We start from the raw sequence: 17,519 nt of genomic DNA on the forward strand, positions 1-17,519 counted from the left end.
ACGAATGTACACGAAAAGGAGAGAAGGATAGTATGCCATTATCACCTATTGATATACATAATAAGGAGTTTACAAAAGCTTTCAGAGGATATGCTGAAGATGAAGTAAATGAATTTTTAGATCAAATTATTAAAGACTATGAAATTTTGCTGCGCGAAAAAAAAGAGGTTGATAAGCAACTAGAAATGGCCTTAGAACAAGCGAGGCATTTTAGCACTTTAGAAGAAACTTTACAAAAATCTATTGTGGTTGCACAAGAAGCTGCAGATGAAGTACGTAGAAATTCTCAAAAAGAGGCAAAGCTTATTGTCAAAGAAGCAGAGAAAAATGCTGATCGAATCGTTAATGATGCTTTAACGAAAGCACGTAAGGTTACAATTGAAATTGATGAGCTTAAAAAACAATCTAAGGTGTTCCGTAATCGTTTCAAAATGCTTGTTGAAGCCCAGCTTGATTTATTAAATGCAGACGATTGGGATCATTTGCTTCAGTATGATATCGATTTAACAGAAATTCAAGCTTCTGTAGATGAAGCGCAAGAAGCAGAAGATATGTAACTCGCCTTTTCGTGGAGAGGATCAAATTTAAATGAAACTTGACGCGATTGTTTGAATTTCATATACTTTGTAATAGCAATTATTTTGTACAGACATATGCATAGAAGCAGAGACGAAGACAGTATTTGTTAGGCGTGGTGAAGCGATTTGGGGATAGTGGAAGCCCAAACAAGCAACTAACAATGAACATCACTTCTGAGCTAAATAACTGAAAAAAGTAAGTTATTTCGTGATGCACGACGTTAATGTGCTTGAAAGAGGTAGTGCAACCTATTGGATTGTGCTACAAGTAGGGTGGTACCGCGAGTAGAAGCTTCTCGTCCCTTAGTGGATGAGGGCTTTTTTTATTTGTCCGCGAATTGTTTCAGAAAAGTTAGCCCATAACTGTCGTATGAGAAGAGTGTCGATATGCTTGATGTTAAATAAAGGAGGATTTTTTTATGGTGGAATACAAAGATACTTTATTAATGCCAAAAACGGATTTCCCAATGCGTGGAAATTTACCAGCAAATGAACCAAAAATGCAAGATAAATGGAATGAGATGGATATTAACAAATTACAGATGGAGCGTACAGAAGGTCGTCCTGAATATGTACTTCATGATGGCCCTCCGTATGCAAATGGTGATATTCATATTGGACATGCATTGAATAAAGTATTAAAGGATATGATTACACGTCATCGTTCAATGACTGGTTACCATGTTAATTATATTCCTGGCTGGGATACGCATGGTCTTCCTATCGAACAAGCATTGACAAATAAAGGTGTCAAACGTAAAGAAATGTCAGTAGCAGCTTTCCGTCAACTTTGTGAAGAATATGCATATGAGCAAATTGACAATCAACGAAATCAATTCCGTCGTTTAGGGATCCGTGGTAATTGGGAAAATCCGTATATTACATTGAAACCTGAGTTTGAAGCTCGTCAAATTGAAGTATTCGGAAAGATGGCGGAAAAAGGATATATTTATAAAGGTTTAAAACCAGTATATTGGTCACCGTCTTCTGAATCTGCTCTTGCTGAAGCAGAAATTGAATATAAAGATATTAAATCGCCTTCCATTTATGTAAGCTTTGCTATTAAAGATGCAAAAGGTGTTGTACCAGCAGATGCTAAATTTGTTATTTGGACAACAACTCCTTGGACATTACCAGCAAACTTAGGGATTTCTTTAAATCCTGAGTTCGTTTATGTTGTCGTTGCAGTAGCAAATAAAAAATTCATCATTGCAAAAGATTTATTAGAAACTGTGGCAACTGCTCTAGAATGGGAAGCATATGAAGTTGTTCAAGAAGTGAAGGGTGAAGCATTAGATCGTATTGTCGCTCAACATCCTTTCTATGATCGTGATTCACTTGTAATGGTAGGGGAACATGTTACTGCTGACGCAGGTACTGGCTGTGTTCACACAGCTCCAGGACACGGGGAAGACGATTATCATATTAGTAAGCAATATGGCTTAGACATTCTTAGCCCACTTGATAACAGTGGCTGCTATACGGATGAAGCACCTGGGTTTGAGGGAGTCTTTTATAATGATGCCAATAAACTAGTGACAGAAAAGCTAAAAGAAGTAGATGCATTAGAAAGTCTTGGTTTCATTTCACACTCATACCCACATGATTGGCGTACAAAAAAACCAGTTATTTATCGTGCCACACCGCAATGGTTTGCGTCTGTTGAAGCGTTCCGTGGTGAGCTATTAGAGGCTGTTAAAGCAACTGCATTTACACCAGCTTGGGGAGAAACACGTCTTTACAATATGATTCGTGACCGTGGAGATTGGGTAATTTCTCGTCAGCGTGCTTGGGGTGTACCAATTCCAATTTTCTACGCTGAAAATGGTGAACCAATTATTACACCTGAAACAATTAGTCATATCTCAGCACTATTCCGTGAACATGGCTCAAATATTTGGTTCCAAAAAACAGCAAAAGAGTTGTTACCAGAAGGCTTTACACATCCGGGTAGCCCGAACGGTGAATTTACAAAAGAAAATGATATTATGGACGTATGGTTCGACTCAGGTTCTTCACACCAAGGTGTACTTGTAGAACGTGGCATGAAATACCCTGCTGATCTATATTTAGAAGGCTCTGACCAACACCGTGGATGGTTTAACTCTTCTCTTATTACATCAGTAGCTATTAACGGCTTTGCACCATATAAAGGACTTTTAACGCATGGTTTCGTTCTTGATGGTGAAGGTCGTAAAATGAGTAAATCATTAGGGAATGTCATCATTCCACAAAAGGTAATGGATCAATATGGAGCAGATATTCTTCGTCTATGGGTTGCTTCTGTAGACTATACTGCTGACGTGCGAATTTCTATGGATATGTTGAAGCAAGTATCAGAAGTATATCGTAAAATTCGTAACACTTTCCGTTTCCTACACGGCAATATTGCTGATTTTGATCCAACAAAAGATCGTGTAGCCTACGCAGAGCTTCGTGAAATGGATCAATATGTGTATATGCGTTTACAGGATGTCCTAAAAACTGTACGTGCTGCATATGATCGTTATGATTTCGCTGCTGTTTATCATGTTGTGAATAATTTTGTAGCAGTAGAGTTATCTTCATTCTATTTAGATATTGCAAAAGATGTAGTTTACATCGAAGGTTCAGACAACAAAGATCGACGAGCAATGCAAACAGTTATTTACGATACATTAATGACTTTAGTTAAAATTATGACACCGATCATCCCTCATACTACAGATGAAATGTGGTCATACTTACATGCTCAAGGTATCGTAGAGGAAGCTTCTGTTCAATTAACGGACTTCCCAGTGGAAGATGTACAAGCTAATTTTGAAAATCTTCGTGCAAAATGGGAAAAAATCATTGATGTACGTGATGATATTTTAAAAGCATTGGAAGAAGCTCGTAATGCTAAAACGATTGGTAAGTCTCTTGAAGCAAAAGTAACAGTATATGCAAAAGAAGATATTGTAGCATTATTGAACGATGCAAACATTGATTTTGCACAACTATCTATCGTTTCTGCTTTTGAGGTAGCTACAATTGAAGAAGCACCAGCAGATGCTTTGGTACTTGAACATGTATCCATTGTTGTTGAAAAGGCTACAGGTGAGAAGTGTGAACGTTGCTGGTCTATTTCGGAAACAGTTGGTGCAAATGAGGCACATCCGACAGTTTGTGCTCGCTGTGCAGAAGTAGTAGAAAAATATTACGCGTAATTGGAATCAGTGAATAATAAGAATCTGCATTCTATGTAGCTTATAAGCAAGTCTCCTTTAGGGGGCTTGCTTTTTTCATGTGGTTTTTGCAGATTCTCGAAAAACTACATCCTATTTAAACAAAATTTCTTTCGTATTGCGGTAGTCTGTTGGCGATATTCCAACATATTTTTTAAAGGTTAGACTGTAATAATTCGGTGTATTGAACCCACAGGTAGAGGAAATTTTATCAACTGTATAATCAAACTTTCGTAAAAAGGGTAAAGTTTTGATAATACGTGTAAAGGCAACATAGTCAACAAAATTGCGACCCGTTTCTTTTTTAAATAGCCTGCTAAAATGTGTTGGGCTAAAGCTTATATATTTCGCAACTTCACTTATAGAAAGCTGTTCGTCAAAATGCTCTTCTATAAATTGAATGGCCTTTTGAAGCTGTTGGTGCTTGGTTAAATCTTCGTAATACCGTATATGAATGTTATCAATAGGCGGTTTTCTTCGAGCTTTTCTTGCCTGAGTATAGGACTCCTTTACTTGCATAGCATCCTGAAATACGCCCCCAATCCCCATAAAAAGGTGGATACAATGGTCCTTTTTTAGTGTCTCGATGACCTCTAATAAAGATGCTTTGCCCTCTGACCAATGCTTGAATGAGTTATAGTCTTTAGGAATTCGCAAAAGAAGAAGTAAATAGCGTTCAAAATGTAAAAAGGATAACGGGGCTTTATCTGCAAATTTCTGCTGAATAACAGTTGTGATAATGCTACATGCATCTTGTGGATGAGCTCTCTCTTCATTTACATCAATATAGCCTTGTATTAAGAACACCGTATTAGGAATACAGTTAGTCGATAAAAAGGATGCAGATTGTATGATTTCCTGTTCATTATCAATCTCACCGCGTATAAGACGTTTTAAAAAAGCTTCTCGGAAAGGAGAAGTTTGATGTTGGGAAATTTGTTGTGTCAGGTCGAGCATGGTAAGTGTGCTACCCTTTTTCTCCTGATAGGAAGTGTGTAACTTTTTTACAATTCGTAAAAATTTTGATTTTTGTAAAGGTTTGATGAGAAGTGCAGGTAAAACTAATTCAATTGCTATACCAGTCGAGTAGGTGAGGTGTTCTGTAACAATTGGGACAATTATACTATTAGGATAATTTCTTTTTAATCGCTTAATCTTCACCCAATCAAATAACCGATTGACTTCATAGACAATAAGGGTGTCATCTTCTGGTTTTGGCTCTTTACACTCCATTAAAGCGTTTGGTAAAACTTCGTCTAACCAATCTTTCATTTGTTGCTTATCCAATGAGCTTTCCATAAACCATACCACCTTTAAAATGCTACCAACCCCCAAGAATAAAAATGATAGAAATATTTTAACTTAAAATAGCATTTTTTTGTACTAATACAGCAATATTTTATATCTATATTGAAGTTGAAATAGAATAAAATAATTGTAGTGAATAATAATTTGAAATTTCAGATAATTATTTACTGATACAAATAAAGGGGGAGTTGGCTATGGCAGAAGTAGGGAGTCATGATTATGAATATGTGGAGGCAGGCACCATTGATGTAAAGGATCTTCCACCTCTAGATGCGGAGACCAATAAAATTATGAAAGATGAATTTACAACGGGTTTAGGCTTATCGGTATTTTATTTTATATTAATTTTTAGTATCCCTGTTATGAATTGGTTTGCACCAGCATTTGCCTTTAAGAAAATGTGGGGTGGCATGACGGTAACCTGGTTTGTGACAACTGTTGTCATGATGGCGATGGCATTTATTATCGCTTATGTGCACACTGCCATGTACGAAAAACGCCTGAAAAAATATGATTTAGCCAATAAGTAGTTGAAACAAGGGGGATGAGTTGAATGATAGAAGCTCTTTTAGAACCAAAGATGTTAATGACCATTGCATTAATGGGAACGATTGTATACATTACGTATTTAACAAAAAGAAATGCAACAGCATCGGATTTCTTTGTAGGAGGCAGAAGCTTTGGCTGGTTTACAAATGGTTCTGCAATCGGTGGGGATTATTTAAGTGCAGCCACATTCCTCGGTATTGCGGGTTTAACATTTCAACTAGGATATGACGGGGCTTATTATGCTTTTTGTTTCTCAATTGGTTTAACCTTATTAGCTATATTTGTAGCAGGCCCTTTGAGACGATTTGGTGCATTTACGGTAGCAGATTTTTTGGGCTATCGTTTTCATAGTAAACGAGCACGACTAGTAGCGGTTGCGGTAGTATTAGCAATTTCAGGCTTTTATGCAGCTCCGCAACTATTAGGTGCTGCTCAAATTTTAAGTATGTTTTTCGGCACATCCTATGAATTTGGTATTATCTTTACATGTGTTGTTATGATTTTTTATGTAGGTATAGGTGGAATGAAAGGAACAACTATTAATCAAGCATTGGAGCTGTGGATTCGTCTTGGCGCATTTATTGTGATGTTAGTAGCAGCGGTATACAGTGGCTTACATTACGATAAAATTCTTGCAGCTATTAATTCCTTTAGCGGTCCTATTACAGGCACATCCCCCTATGCTTTAGATGGCAATGACGTTAATTTTGATGGTGCCGCATGGACAGGGACAGGCTTTTATTTCCCAACATTTTGGCAAACGATTAGCATGACGATTGGTTTAGCTTTAGGAACGATTGGACTTCCTCATATTTTATTGCGTTTTTATACGAATCCAAGTGCTAAAGCAGCTCGAAAATCCGCGCTGATGGCTATTGGGATTGCTAGTACATTCTTTTTATTAGCGGTTTATTTGGGTGTTGTTGGTCGTTCAATTTTTATCTCGGGAACAGCGAGTGAAGAGGTTATGCGCGATCTTGTACTGGGCGGAAACAACATGGTGATACCGACTACAGCGCTAGCTCTAGGTGGTAAATGGTTGCTTGGCTTAGTTATAGCGGGGGCATTTGCAGCTATATTCTCCAATCTTTCAGGGCTCTTTATTACAAGCTCTGGGGCACTCGCTCATGATTTATATGCTAACATTATGAAGAAGGACATTACGCAAAAACAGCGTGTCATTGCTGGAAAAGTAGCTATCGTCCTATTGGGTATTTTGTATGGAGCACTTGGGCTTCTTGTTAAGGATGCATCTATCGGTCATTTAGTGGCGCTCGCCTTTACAGTCGCAGCAAGTACATTTACGCCAATATTCATTTTAGGTATTTGGTGGAGAGGCATGACAGAAAAAGGAGCCATTGCAGGATTACTTATTGGACTTGGTGTGTCCATGTGGATGATTTTTTTACCAGGAACTTTACCGAGTTTCTTACAGTTTAAAATTCCAGGGATTGTGACGGTTCCTGTCGGTTTCTTATCAGTGATTATTGTGTCACTATTAGATCGAAAGGTACCTGCTGATGTCAATGATTTTATGAAGCGGGTCCATTCAAAAGAATCTGAAACAGTATAGAACAAGAAGTTTGGCTATTTCTATTGCTCAAAAAGTGATAGAGATAGCTTTTTTGTATTTTCAAGAGATTTGGAATCCGCCATATTTTGATGTGATATTAGTTATTGTGAATGGTGCTGATATGGTAGAATAGGTTAGATGTTGAGCGAACGGAGGAATGTTTGTGTATAAATATTATGGATTGGCTGCCTTTGTCGTATTATTGGACCAATGGACAAAGTGGTTGATTGTGAAAAATATGGAGTATGGTGAACGTATTGCTTTATTAGACCCATGGTTTGGTATTTTATCTCATCGTAACAGAGGTGCAGCATGGGGGATGCTAGAAGGGCAGATGTGGTTGTTTAGTATCGTGACAGTTGCCGTTATCTGTGCTATTGTCTATTTTTATCATAAAGAAGCAAAAGGGAAGCCAATTTTTCAAGTGGGTTTAATGCTATTACTTGGTGGAGCAATAGGGAACTTTATCGATCGTATATTTAGAGGAGAAGTGGTCGATTTTGTAGATGTTTTAATTCCGATTATTAAGTATGATTTCCCAATTTTTAATGTGGCAGATGCTGCATTGACAATTGCTGTTGTTATACTAATGATTGGCTTAATTATGGAAGATAAAAAAGAGAAGAAACAGGTGAAACAATGACGCAAGTAACATATACAATCGAAGAACAACAGCAAGGAGAGCGCATTGATAAAGCACTTTCAAGCTTACAATCTGAATGGTCGCGCACGCAGATTGGGAACTGGGTTAGTGACGGAAATATCAAAGTAAATGGTGATGCTGTGAAACCAAAATATAAGGTAAAAGCGGGGGACGTTATTGCTATCGATGTACCAGAAGCTGAACCGCTTGATGTAATCGCAGAAAATCTAGCACTTGATATTGTTTATGAGGATGCTGATGTTCTTGTTGTGAACAAACCAAAGGGTATGGTCGTTCATCCAGCACCAGGGCATTTGACAGGCACGCTAGTAAATGGGTTAATGTATCAATGTAAAGATTTATCGGGTATCAATGGGATTATGCGTCCAGGTATAGTCCATCGTATTGATAAAGATACATCCGGCTTATTAATGGTTGCCAAAAATGATGTAGCTCATGAATCATTAGTGGATCAGCTAGTCAATAAAACGGTTACTCGTAAATATATTGCTCTTGTACATGGGCATATTGCACATGATAAAGGGACTATTGATGCGCCAATCGGTCGTGATCAGAAGGACCGTCAGAAGCAGGCTATTGTGGATAATGGTAAACATGCAGTTACTCATTTCCATGTGGTAGAGCGCTTTGGTGATTATACGCTTGTAGAGTGCCGTCTAGAAACAGGACGAACACATCAAATTCGTGTGCATATGAATTATATCGGCTTCCCGCTTGTTGGAGATCCAAAGTATGGACCGAAAAAGACAATTGATTTTGGTGGACAAGTTCTTCATGCAGCAACGCTAGGCTTCAATCATCCTTCTTCAGGTGAATACTTAGAGTTTGAAACACCACTTCCTGCTGATTATGAGCAATTATTAAATGAATTACGAAATAAGCATTGACGTATACGCAAAGAAAGTCTATACTAACGACAGTGAATGAACAACCTAACTAAATATTCACCTTTAATAGCAGTCCAGAGAGGCTGAGAAGGGTCATGTGATAGTGTTGCAAAAAATTTGTGCTGCAAATTTTTCAACATGCTTTTTAAACACGTATACAACCCTCTCAGGCTATTCGCCTCGAGAGGTTTTTTTATGGACATATGGCCACATTAGATTGTAGAGAGGAGGAAACGAACTTGGCTCAAAATGAATTGTTAGATGGCCCTTCAATGGCACGAGCATTAACACGTATTGCCCATGAAATTATTGAACGTAACAAAGGAATTGATGAATGTATTTTAGTTGGCATTAAAACACGAGGTGCTTTTCTAGCCAAACGCTTGGCACAACGAATTGAAAAGATCGAAGGTAAACCAATTCGTACTGGAGAGCTTGATATTACACTTTATCGCGATGATTTAACAATGAAGCATGAAAATGAACAAGCACATGTCGAGCAAGTTGACATTGAGCATGAAGTGAAAAATCAAAAAATTATTTTAGTCGATGATGTTCTTTATACAGGGCGAACAGTTCGCGCAGCACTAGACGCTGTCATGGATTTAGGAAGACCTGGACAAATTCAACTAGCTGTTTTAGTTGATAGGGGTCATCGAGAGTTACCAATCAGAGCAGATTACGTTGGGAAAAATGTTCCGACTTCTGGCTCTGAGCGCATCATTGTCAATTTACAAGATGTGGATGGAGAAGATTGCGTTATTATTTATAAAGAAGACGAACAATAAAGTGAGGAAACAAAATGTCAAACGCAGTATTAGATATTAAGGATAAACCAACCCCACTTCAGCTAGTGACATTAAGTTTCCAGCATATGTTTGCAATGTTTGGTTCAACAATCTTAGTGCCACAGTTAGTAGGTCTTAGCCCTGCAATTGCCCTTTTAACAAGTGGGATTGCAACAATATTCTTCCTATTAATTACAAAATTTCAGGTACCTGCTTACTTAGGCTCCTCCTTTGCCTTTATTGCTCCCATATTATTGGCGGCAGGCGGTTTGAACGAGGATGGCTCCAGTGTAAACCCAGGAAATGCCATGATTGGCGCAATGGCTGTCGGAATCACGTATGGAATCGTATCTTTAATCATTTGGAAAAGTGGTTATAAGTGGATAATGAAAATTTTACCACCGATTGTAGTTGGACCAGTAATTATGGTTATTGGACTAGGCCTATCGGGTACGGCCGTGAATATGGCGATGAACGTCAATGGGGAGTATAGCTTTTTACACTTCTCAGCAGCTTTAGTCACAGTGTTTACAGCGATTATCTTCACGATTTTCTTTAAAGGAATCTTAAGTACAATGCCAATTTTGATGGGCTTAATCGTAGGCTATATTTACTCCATGATTGTCGATATTGTAGATTATACACCGATTGCCAACGCAAAATTCTTTGCTATGCCAGACTTCTTGCTACCCGGTGTGCATTATGAATTTGAAATCACAACAAAAATCCTACTTGTCATGGTACCAATCGTGATTGTAACGATTTCTGAACATATTGGTCATCAGCTTGTATTAGGGAAAGTAGTTAACCGTGATTACATTAAGGAACCTGGTTTACACCGCTCCCTATTAGGTGATGGACTTGGCACATTCGTAAGTGCACTAATCGGTGGTCCACCTAAAACAACTTACGGTGAAAATATTGGAGTTCTAGCAATTACTCGTGTCTATAGTGTGTACGTTATCGCGGGTGCTGCAATAGTAGCCATTTTACTATCATTCTTCGGGAAAGCAATGGCAGTGATTGCAACTATTCCAACCGCAGTATTAGGAGGGGTGTCCATCTTGCTCTTCGGTATTATCGCAGCTAGTGGTTTACGAATGCTAGTAGATAATCATATTGATTTCGGGAATAGTCGTAATCTAGTCATTGCCTCAGTGATTTTAGTCATCGGGATTGGCGGAGCGAAGTTCGTCATTTCAGAATCATTAAGTATTGAAGGAATGGCACTAGCCGCTATCATCGGTGTCCTATTGAATGCCATATTACCAGGTAAGAAAGAAGCCGAAAAACCTGTACCATACAATCAAAATAAAAATTCATAGTAGTACCTTTTAATGAATTGTCCAGAGAGGCAAAAAAAGGGAAGTTGTGGATAGACTAAAGTAAGGATGTTTCCCTGCTGTAGTTTGTCACGCCTCCTTATGCCTCGTTGATGACATCAACGGGGCTTTTACTTTATGAAAAGAACGTCATACATAGACGTTCATGACACACAACCTTATGGGGGTCACATGATGAAGAACTTATTATCGATGGAACATTTAACAACAGAAGAGATTAACCACATCCTAGATCTTGCGCAAGCGTTTGAAAATGGTGAAACATCATCGTTATCTCGGACTTACAACGTTGCCAACTTATTTTTCGAACCAAGTACACGGACAAAATCAAGCTTCGAAATGGCTGAGCATAAAATTGGCTGTCATATCATTCCTTTCGACGCTGGATTTTCGAGTGTGACTAAAGGGGAGACATTGTACGATACGGTCAAAACTTTAGAAATGATTGGTTTAGATGCAGTCATTATTCGAGCATCAGAAGATGAATATTATAATGAGCTACTAAATGGTATTAATGTAGCTATCATCAATGCAGGAGACGGCGCAGGGCAGCATCCATCCCAATCATTATTGGATCTATATACGATAAAAAAAGAGTTTGGTTATTTTGAAGGGCTGAATATTACGATTGTTGGGGATATCTCACATAGTCGAGTAGCAAAATCAAATGCCCATGCATTGCAACGTTTAGGGGCAAATGTTCACTTCCTTTGTCCAGAAGAATGGTCAGGAGGATTTGAAGCTCATCATTCTTGGGATGATTTAATCGAAATTAGCGATGTCATTATGCTATTACGTGTGCAACATGAACGTCATAAAGTAAATAAAAGCTTTTCGAAAGAAGGCTACCATCAAGAATACGGCTTAACAATTGAACGAGAAAAGCAAATGAAAGAATCAGCCATAATTATGCATCCAGCACCAGTGAATCGTGATGTAGAAATTGCTACTGAGCTTGTAGAGTGTGGACGTTCTCGAATTTTCGAGCAGGTACGAAATGGAGTCTACACACGGATGGCCATTGTGGAAACCATTTTAAGGGGGAGAGAATAACATGACAAAAGTACTTCAAAATGTGCAAATGTTAAATGAACAAGGTGAGCTGCAAACAGTCAATATCGCCATGGCTGAAGGAAAAATTACAGCAATTGGCCAAGATATAATGGTCGTAGGTGCAGAGGTCATTGAGGGTAAAGGCTTTATTGTAGCACCAGGTTTTGTCGATGTGCATACACATTTACGAGAGCCAGGCTTTGAACATAAAGAAACAATCGCAACAGGGTCTGCCTCAGCAGCAAAAGGTGGTTTTACGACAATTTGCGCCATGCCAAATACAAAGCCCGTCCCAGATTCAGTGGAAAACATGCAGCTTATTAATGGGCTGATCAAAGAAAGTGCTGTTATTCGTGTACTCCCATACGGTTCGCTAACAAAGGATATTTCTGGGGAAGTTCGAACAAATGTGGAGGAGTTAAAGGCGCATGGAGCTGTAGCGTTCTCAGATGATGGCGTAGGAATTCAGCTTGCTTCAACTATGTATGAGCAAATGAAGGATGCTGCCCAGCACGATATGGTAGTTGTAGCGCATTGCGAGGACAATTCATTAATTTATGATGGGGTTATGCATGAAGGAAAGCGTAATAAGGAGCTTGAACTTCCAGGGATTCCTTCCATTTGCGAATCCGTTCAAATTGCACGAGATGTACTGCTTGCTGAGGCTGCAGGTGCACGCTACCATGTTTGTCACGTATCAACAAAAGAATCTGTTCGTGCGGTAAGAGATGCAAAGGCAGCCGGAATTCGTGTAACTGCTGAGGTTTGTCCGCATCATTTATTACTAGAAGAAATGGATATTCCATCCGATGATGCGAACTGGAAAATGAATCCACCATTGCGTGGGGCTGATGACAAAGATTCGTTACATGCCGCACTACTTGATGGGACTATCGATTGTATCGCGACAGATCATGCGCCACATACAGTGGAAGAAAAATGCTGTGGTATGGTGGGGGCACCGTTTGGCATTGTAGGTTTCGAAACAGCCTTCCCACTACTCTATACACAATTTGTTGAAACAGGGAAATGGACTTTAAAACAATTAATAGACTGGATGTCCGTGAAAGCAGCTGAAATTTTTGATCTACCATATGGCACATTAGCAGTTGGTGCTTCAGCGGATATGATTTTAATAGATATTCAAAAAGAACAAACAATTGATGCGGAAGGCTTTGTATCAAAAGGACGTAATACACCATTTAACGGTTGGGTTGCAAAAGGTTGGCCAGTACTAACCATTTTTGAAGGAAATATCGTATATCAGGAGGCAGAGTAATGAAAAAACGTTTACTAGTTTTAGAGGATGGCACAGTATTTACAGGTACAGCATTTGGGAGTGATCGTGCTTCACAGGGTGAGGTTGTATTTACGACAGGTATGACAGGGTATCAAGAAACAATTTCAGACCCTTCATTCTACGGTCAAATCGTTACATTGACGTATCCAATGGTAGGAAACTACGGCATTAACCGAGATGATTTTGAATCCATTACGCCAGCTATACGTGGATTTGTCGTACGCGAACTAGCTAAAACGCCTTCTAACTTCCGTTGCGATTTAACATTAGATGACTATTTAACATCGAAAGATATCCCTGGTATTGAGGGAATTGATACGCGTAAATTAACACGTATTATTCGTAGTAAAGGATCAGTAAAGGCGATTTTGACAGCAGCCAATGAAGAAGTAAATGTGAGTGAGGTTATCGCACAACTGCAAGCGACACCAGCTATAACACATCATGTACGTGAAGTATCGCCAAAAGCGGCCTATCCATCACCTGGACGAGGTAAACGAGTGGTCTTAATTGACTACGGTATGAAACACGGCATTCTTCGTGAATTAAATAAACGTGATTGTGATGTACTAGTCGTTCCTTATAATACGTCAGCTGAAGAAATTTTAGCTTGGCATCCAGATGGCATCATGCTATCAAACGGGCCAGGAAATCCAGAAGATGTTCAAGAAGGTATCGAAACAGTACGTAACTTAATCGGAAAAGTGCCAATGTTCGGTATTTGCTTAGGTCATCAAATCTTTTCGTTAGCGAGTGGAGCGAAAGCCTTTAAACTACCATTTGGACACCGTGGTGGTAATCATCCAGTAAAAGATTTACGCACAGGTCGTACAGATTTAACATCTCAAAATCACGGTTACGCTATCGATATCGAATCATTACAAGATACTGATTTAGAATTAACGCATATCGCCTTAAATGACGGTACATGTGAGGGTGTACGTCATAAAAAATATCCGATTTTCACAGTACAATACCACCCAGAAGCATCACCGGGACCAGAAGATTCAAACCACTTATTTGATGAATTTATCGAAATGATGGAAGTAGAAGCAGGGAAGGGGAAACAACATGCCTAAACGTACAGATATTGAAACAATTTTAGTAATCGGCTCAGGCCCTATCGTCATCGGACAAGCAGCAGAATTTGACTATGCAGGAACACAAGCTTGTTTGTCATTAAAAGAAGAGGGCTACCGTGTTATCTTAATCAACTCAAACCCTGCCACAATTATGACTGATACAGAAATTGCGGATAAAGTTTATATCGAACCGATTTCTCTTGATTTTGTCTCTCGCATTTTACGTAAAGAACGCCCAGATGCTATTTTGCCAACCCTTGGTGGTCAAACTGGTCTTAATATGGCGATTGAATTAGATCAATCGGGCATCTTAGATGAGCTTGGTATAGAAATTCTTGGAACAAAACTAGATGCTATTCATAAAGCAGAGGACCGAGATTTATTCCGTAACTTAATGTACGAATTGGGTGCTCCAGTACCTGAGTCTGATATTATCCATTCCTTAGACGAAGCGAAAAAGTTTGTAGTCAAAATTGGTTATCCTGTTATTGTTCGTCCAGCCTTCACGCTAGGTGGTACAGGCGGCGGTATTTGCTACAATGATCAGGATTTAGAGGAAATCGTAACATCGGGCCTTAAATATTCACCCGTAACACAATGCTTACTAGAAAAATCAATTGCAGGCTATAAAGAGATCGAATATGAAGTAATGCGAGATGCAGTAGATAATGCCATTGTGGTATGTAATATGGAAAATGTTGACCCAGTAGGAATTCACACAGGTGATTCGATTGTAGTAGCACCGACTCAAACACTATCAGATCGTGAAAATCAAATGCTACGTAATATTTCATTAGATATTATCCGAGCGTTAAAAATCGAAGGTGGCTGTAACGTACAGCTAGCACTAGATCCATATAGCTTCAACTACTATGTAATTGAAGTAAATCCACGTGTATCACGTTCTTCTGCTTTAGCCTCTAAAGCAACAGGCTATCCAATTGCCAAGCTAGCAGCAAAAATTGCAGTTGGATTAACATTAGATGAAATTAAAAATCCTGTAACAGGATCAACATATGCTTGCTTTGAGCCTGCTCTAGACTATATTGTCGCTAAAATCCCACGCTGGCCATTCGATAAATTCGAATCAGCTAAACGTAACCTTGGCACGCAAATGAAGGCTACTGGTGAAGTGATGGCGCTAGGCCGTACATTCGAGGAAGCGATGTTAAAAGCGGTTCGTTCACTTGAAACAGGTCAAGTTCACTTAGAGCTAAAGCATGCTGAAGACAACTCTGATTCTTGGATCGAAAAACGTATCCGTAAGGCTGGGGATGAGCGTTTATTCTTCATCGGGGAAGCATTACGCCGTGGTGTGACAATTGAACAAATCCATGAATGGTCAGCCATTGACTTATTCTTCTTAAATAAATTTAAAAACATTGTAGATATGGAACAAACGCTAGTTGACCATAAAGATGATCAAGAAGTGCTACGTACTGCAAAACGCTTAGGCTTTGCCGATAAGAAAATTGCTGAGCTTTGGAACACGACAGAAGAAGCAATCTACGCATATCGTAAAGAACATGGAATTATTCCTGTCTATAAAATGGTTGATACATGTGCAGCAGAGTTTGAATCTGAAACACCTTACTTCTACGGCACATACGAGGAAGAAAACGAATCGATTAAGTCAGAAAAACCGTCTGTAGTAGTACTAGGTTCAGGACCAATCCGCATCGGGCAAGGGGTAGAATTCGACTATGCTACTGTCCATTCAGTATGGGCCATTCAAGAGGCTGGCTATGAAGCGATCATTATCAACTCAAATCCAGAAACAGTGTCTACGGACTTCTCAATTTCTGATAAATTATACTTTGAGCCATTAACAATCGAGGATGTTATGCATATTATCGACTTAGAACAGCCAATCGGAGTTGTTGTTCAATTCGGTGGTCAAACAGCGATTAATCTTGCTGATAAGTTAGCTGCAAATGGTGTGAAAATCTTAGGAACTTCTCTAGAGGATATCGACCGTGCAGAAAACCGCGATAAATTCGAACAAGCTTTACGAGACTTAGATATTCCACAGCCACAGGGTGAAACAGCGGTTTCTACAGTGGAAGCACTTGCCATTGGTGAGCGTCTAGGCTTCCCAGTACTTGTTCGTCCTTCCTATGTGCTAGGTGGACGTGCGATGGAGATTGTTTACAATCAAGAAGAGTTAAAGCACTACATGGAGAACGCAGTGGAAGCATCTCCAGATCACCCAGTTTTAGTGGACCGTTATCTAACAGGTCAGGAAATTGAAGTAGATGCTATCTGTGATGGAGAAAATGTATTAATCCCAGGTATTATGGAACATATTGAGCGCGCAGGGGTACACTCTGGTGACTCTATATCAGTTTATCCCCCACAGAAATTAACACAGCATCAAAAGGATACATTAGTAGACTATACAACACGTCTTGCACAAGGTCTTGGAATCGTTGGTTTAATGAACATTCAATATGTAATTTCCCAAGGTGAAGTATTTGTCATCGAGGTGAATCCACGTTCATCACGTACAGTACCATTCTTAAGTAAAATTACAAATATCCCAATGGCTAATATTGCAACGAAAGCTATTTTAGGGAAATCAATTGTCGAGCAGGGCTATCCAACAGGGTTAGCGCCTGAACAAAAAGGTGTATTTGTGAAAGTTCCGGTGTTCTCATTTGCCAAATTACGCCGTGTAGATATAACATTAGGCCCTGAAATGAAATCTACTGGGGAAGTAATGGGCAAAGATGCAACTTTAGAAAAAGCACTTTATAAAGGTTTAGTTGCAGCAGGAATGGAAATTCGCACAGAAGGAACAGTGTTGTTTACAGTATCTGATAAGGATAAAGAAGAAGCAATCGCATTAGCGAAACGTTTCTCAACAGTAGGCTATCGCATTGTAGCGACTGAAGGAACAGCAAAAGCATTTGAAGAAGCTGGAGTGCGCACAGATGTCGTTGGCAAGATTGGTGCGAAGGGACAAACTCTGATTGATTTGATCCAAAATGGTGAAGCTCAGCTTGTTGTTAATACATTAACAAAAGGTAAGCAACCAGCTCGAGATGGTTTCCGAATCCGTCGTGAGTCAGTAGAAAATGGCGTACCTTGTCTCACATCATTAGATACAGCAGAAGCAATGGTACGTGTCATCGAATCTATGACATTTACAGCAGAGGAAATGCCAAAAGCGGAGGTAGTACATTAAT

The 17,519-nt window shown here is 39.2% G+C and carries 13 protein-coding genes and 1 other annotated feature; of the genes, 12 read left to right on the top strand and 1 reads right to left on the bottom strand.

Features of this window, described 5'->3' with window-relative positions:
• The first annotated feature begins 32 nt into the window (after nt 1-32).
• Nucleotides 33-557 (top strand): DivIVA domain-containing protein, encoded by a 525-nt coding sequence (locus PI85_RS11180; protein ID WP_036123797.1) that lies wholly within the window; start codon nt 33-35, stop codon nt 555-557.
• Nucleotides 558-657: 100 nt separating this feature from the next.
• Nucleotides 658-885 (top strand) — a binding site (T-box leader).
• A gap of 112 nt (nt 886-997) precedes the next feature.
• The gene (ileS, locus tag PI85_RS11185; RefSeq protein ID WP_036123800.1) at nt 998-3,766 is read left to right on the top strand and encodes an isoleucine--tRNA ligase; all 2,769 of its coding nucleotides are present in this window, start codon (nt 998-1,000) and stop codon (nt 3,764-3,766) included.
• A 111-nt stretch (nt 3,767-3,877) separates the two neighbouring features.
• Here the strand turns inward: ileS and PI85_RS11190 are convergent, their stop codons facing one another.
• Nucleotides 3,878-5,083, bottom strand: a complete 1,206-nt coding sequence (locus PI85_RS11190) for an AraC family transcriptional regulator (RefSeq protein ID WP_036123802.1) — start codon at nt 5,081-5,083, stop codon at nt 3,878-3,880.
• 203 nt (nt 5,084-5,286) lie between these two features.
• Between PI85_RS11190 and PI85_RS11195 the strand changes: the two genes are divergently transcribed.
• The 10 genes from PI85_RS11195 to carB all read left to right on the top strand — a co-directional run bounded on the left by PI85_RS11195 (nt 5,287) and on the right by carB (nt 17,518).
• Nucleotides 5,287-5,622 carry a hypothetical protein gene (locus tag PI85_RS11195; protein ID WP_036123805.1) on the top strand — a complete coding sequence of 112 codons (336 nt, stop codon included), beginning with the start codon at nt 5,287-5,289 and terminating at the stop codon, nt 5,620-5,622.
• A 23-nt stretch (nt 5,623-5,645) separates the two neighbouring features.
• A complete protein-coding gene (locus tag PI85_RS11200) occupies nt 5,646-7,214 on the top strand; it encodes a cation acetate symporter (protein ID WP_036123808.1) in 1,569 nt (522 codons plus the stop codon).
• A 163-nt stretch (nt 7,215-7,377) separates the two neighbouring features.
• Nucleotides 7,378-7,857: a signal peptidase II gene (lspA, locus tag PI85_RS11205; RefSeq protein WP_036123809.1), complete on the top strand. Its 480-nt coding sequence runs from the start codon at nt 7,378-7,380 to the stop codon at nt 7,855-7,857.
• A complete protein-coding gene (locus PI85_RS11210) occupies nt 7,854-8,765 on the top strand; it encodes an RluA family pseudouridine synthase (protein ID WP_008173836.1) in 912 nt (303 codons plus the stop codon). The genes lspA and PI85_RS11210 overlap by 4 nt, the downstream gene beginning before the upstream one ends.
• Before the next feature lie 239 nt (nt 8,766-9,004).
• Nucleotides 9,005-9,553, top strand: coding sequence for a bifunctional pyr operon transcriptional regulator/uracil phosphoribosyltransferase PyrR (gene pyrR / locus PI85_RS11215; protein WP_025113865.1), 549 nt, complete (start codon nt 9,005-9,007; stop codon nt 9,551-9,553).
• Between the two features lie 14 nt (nt 9,554-9,567).
• Nucleotides 9,568-10,878 carry a uracil-xanthine permease family protein gene (locus PI85_RS11220; protein WP_031418932.1) on the top strand — a complete coding sequence of 437 codons (1,311 nt, stop codon included), beginning with the start codon at nt 9,568-9,570 and terminating at the stop codon, nt 10,876-10,878.
• Nucleotides 10,879-11,070: 192 nt separating this feature from the next.
• Nucleotides 11,071-11,949: an aspartate carbamoyltransferase catalytic subunit gene (locus tag PI85_RS11225; RefSeq protein ID WP_036123812.1), complete on the top strand. Its 879-nt coding sequence runs from the start codon at nt 11,071-11,073 to the stop codon at nt 11,947-11,949.
• A gap of 1 nt (nt 11,950) precedes the next feature.
• Complete coding sequence (locus PI85_RS11230; RefSeq protein WP_036123815.1) at nt 11,951-13,228, top strand: dihydroorotase; 1,278 nt, start codon at nt 11,951-11,953, stop codon at nt 13,226-13,228.
• The gene (locus tag PI85_RS11235; RefSeq protein WP_025113869.1) at nt 13,228-14,328 is read left to right on the top strand and encodes a carbamoyl phosphate synthase small subunit; all 1,101 of its coding nucleotides are present in this window, start codon (nt 13,228-13,230) and stop codon (nt 14,326-14,328) included. Before PI85_RS11230 ends, PI85_RS11235 begins: the two co-directional genes overlap by 1 nt.
• Nucleotides 14,321-17,518 carry a carbamoyl-phosphate synthase large subunit gene (gene carB / locus PI85_RS11240; RefSeq protein ID WP_036123818.1) on the top strand — a complete coding sequence of 1,066 codons (3,198 nt, stop codon included), beginning with the start codon at nt 14,321-14,323 and terminating at the stop codon, nt 17,516-17,518. Before PI85_RS11235 ends, carB begins: the two co-directional genes overlap by 8 nt.
• Nucleotide 17,519: the final 1 nt, after the last annotated feature.

The organism is Lysinibacillus sp. A1 (assembly GCF_000801965.1).
GTDB classification, from domain to species: domain Bacteria; phylum Bacillota; class Bacilli; order Bacillales_A; family Planococcaceae; genus Lysinibacillus; species Lysinibacillus fusiformis.

Excerpts from the sequence above, each read along its gene's own strand:
- PI85_RS11210 (WP_008173836.1), top strand. The coding sequence starts at position 7,854 with ATGACGCAAGTAACATATACAATCGAAGAACAACAGCAAGGAGAGCGC.
- PI85_RS11200 (WP_036123808.1), top strand. The coding sequence starts at position 5,646 with ATGATAGAAGCTCTTTTAGAACCAAAGATGTTAATGACCATTGCATTA.
- PI85_RS11190 (WP_036123802.1), bottom strand. The coding sequence starts at position 5,083 with ATGGAAAGCTCATTGGATAAGCAACAAATGAAAGATTGGTTAGACGAA.
- PI85_RS11220 (WP_031418932.1), top strand. The coding sequence starts at position 9,568 with ATGTCAAACGCAGTATTAGATATTAAGGATAAACCAACCCCACTTCAG.
- PI85_RS11180 (WP_036123797.1), top strand. The coding sequence starts at position 33 with ATGCCATTATCACCTATTGATATACATAATAAGGAGTTTACAAAAGCT.
- PI85_RS11235 (WP_025113869.1), top strand. The coding sequence starts at position 13,228 with ATGAAAAAACGTTTACTAGTTTTAGAGGATGGCACAGTATTTACAGGT.
- PI85_RS11230 (WP_036123815.1), top strand. The coding sequence starts at position 11,951 with ATGACAAAAGTACTTCAAAATGTGCAAATGTTAAATGAACAAGGTGAG.
- carB (WP_036123818.1), top strand. The coding sequence starts at position 14,321 with ATGCCTAAACGTACAGATATTGAAACAATTTTAGTAATCGGCTCAGGC.
- ileS (WP_036123800.1), top strand. The coding sequence starts at position 998 with ATGGTGGAATACAAAGATACTTTATTAATGCCAAAAACGGATTTCCCA.
- PI85_RS11225 (WP_036123812.1), top strand. The coding sequence starts at position 11,071 with ATGAAGAACTTATTATCGATGGAACATTTAACAACAGAAGAGATTAAC.
- PI85_RS11195 (WP_036123805.1), top strand. The coding sequence starts at position 5,287 with ATGGCAGAAGTAGGGAGTCATGATTATGAATATGTGGAGGCAGGCACC.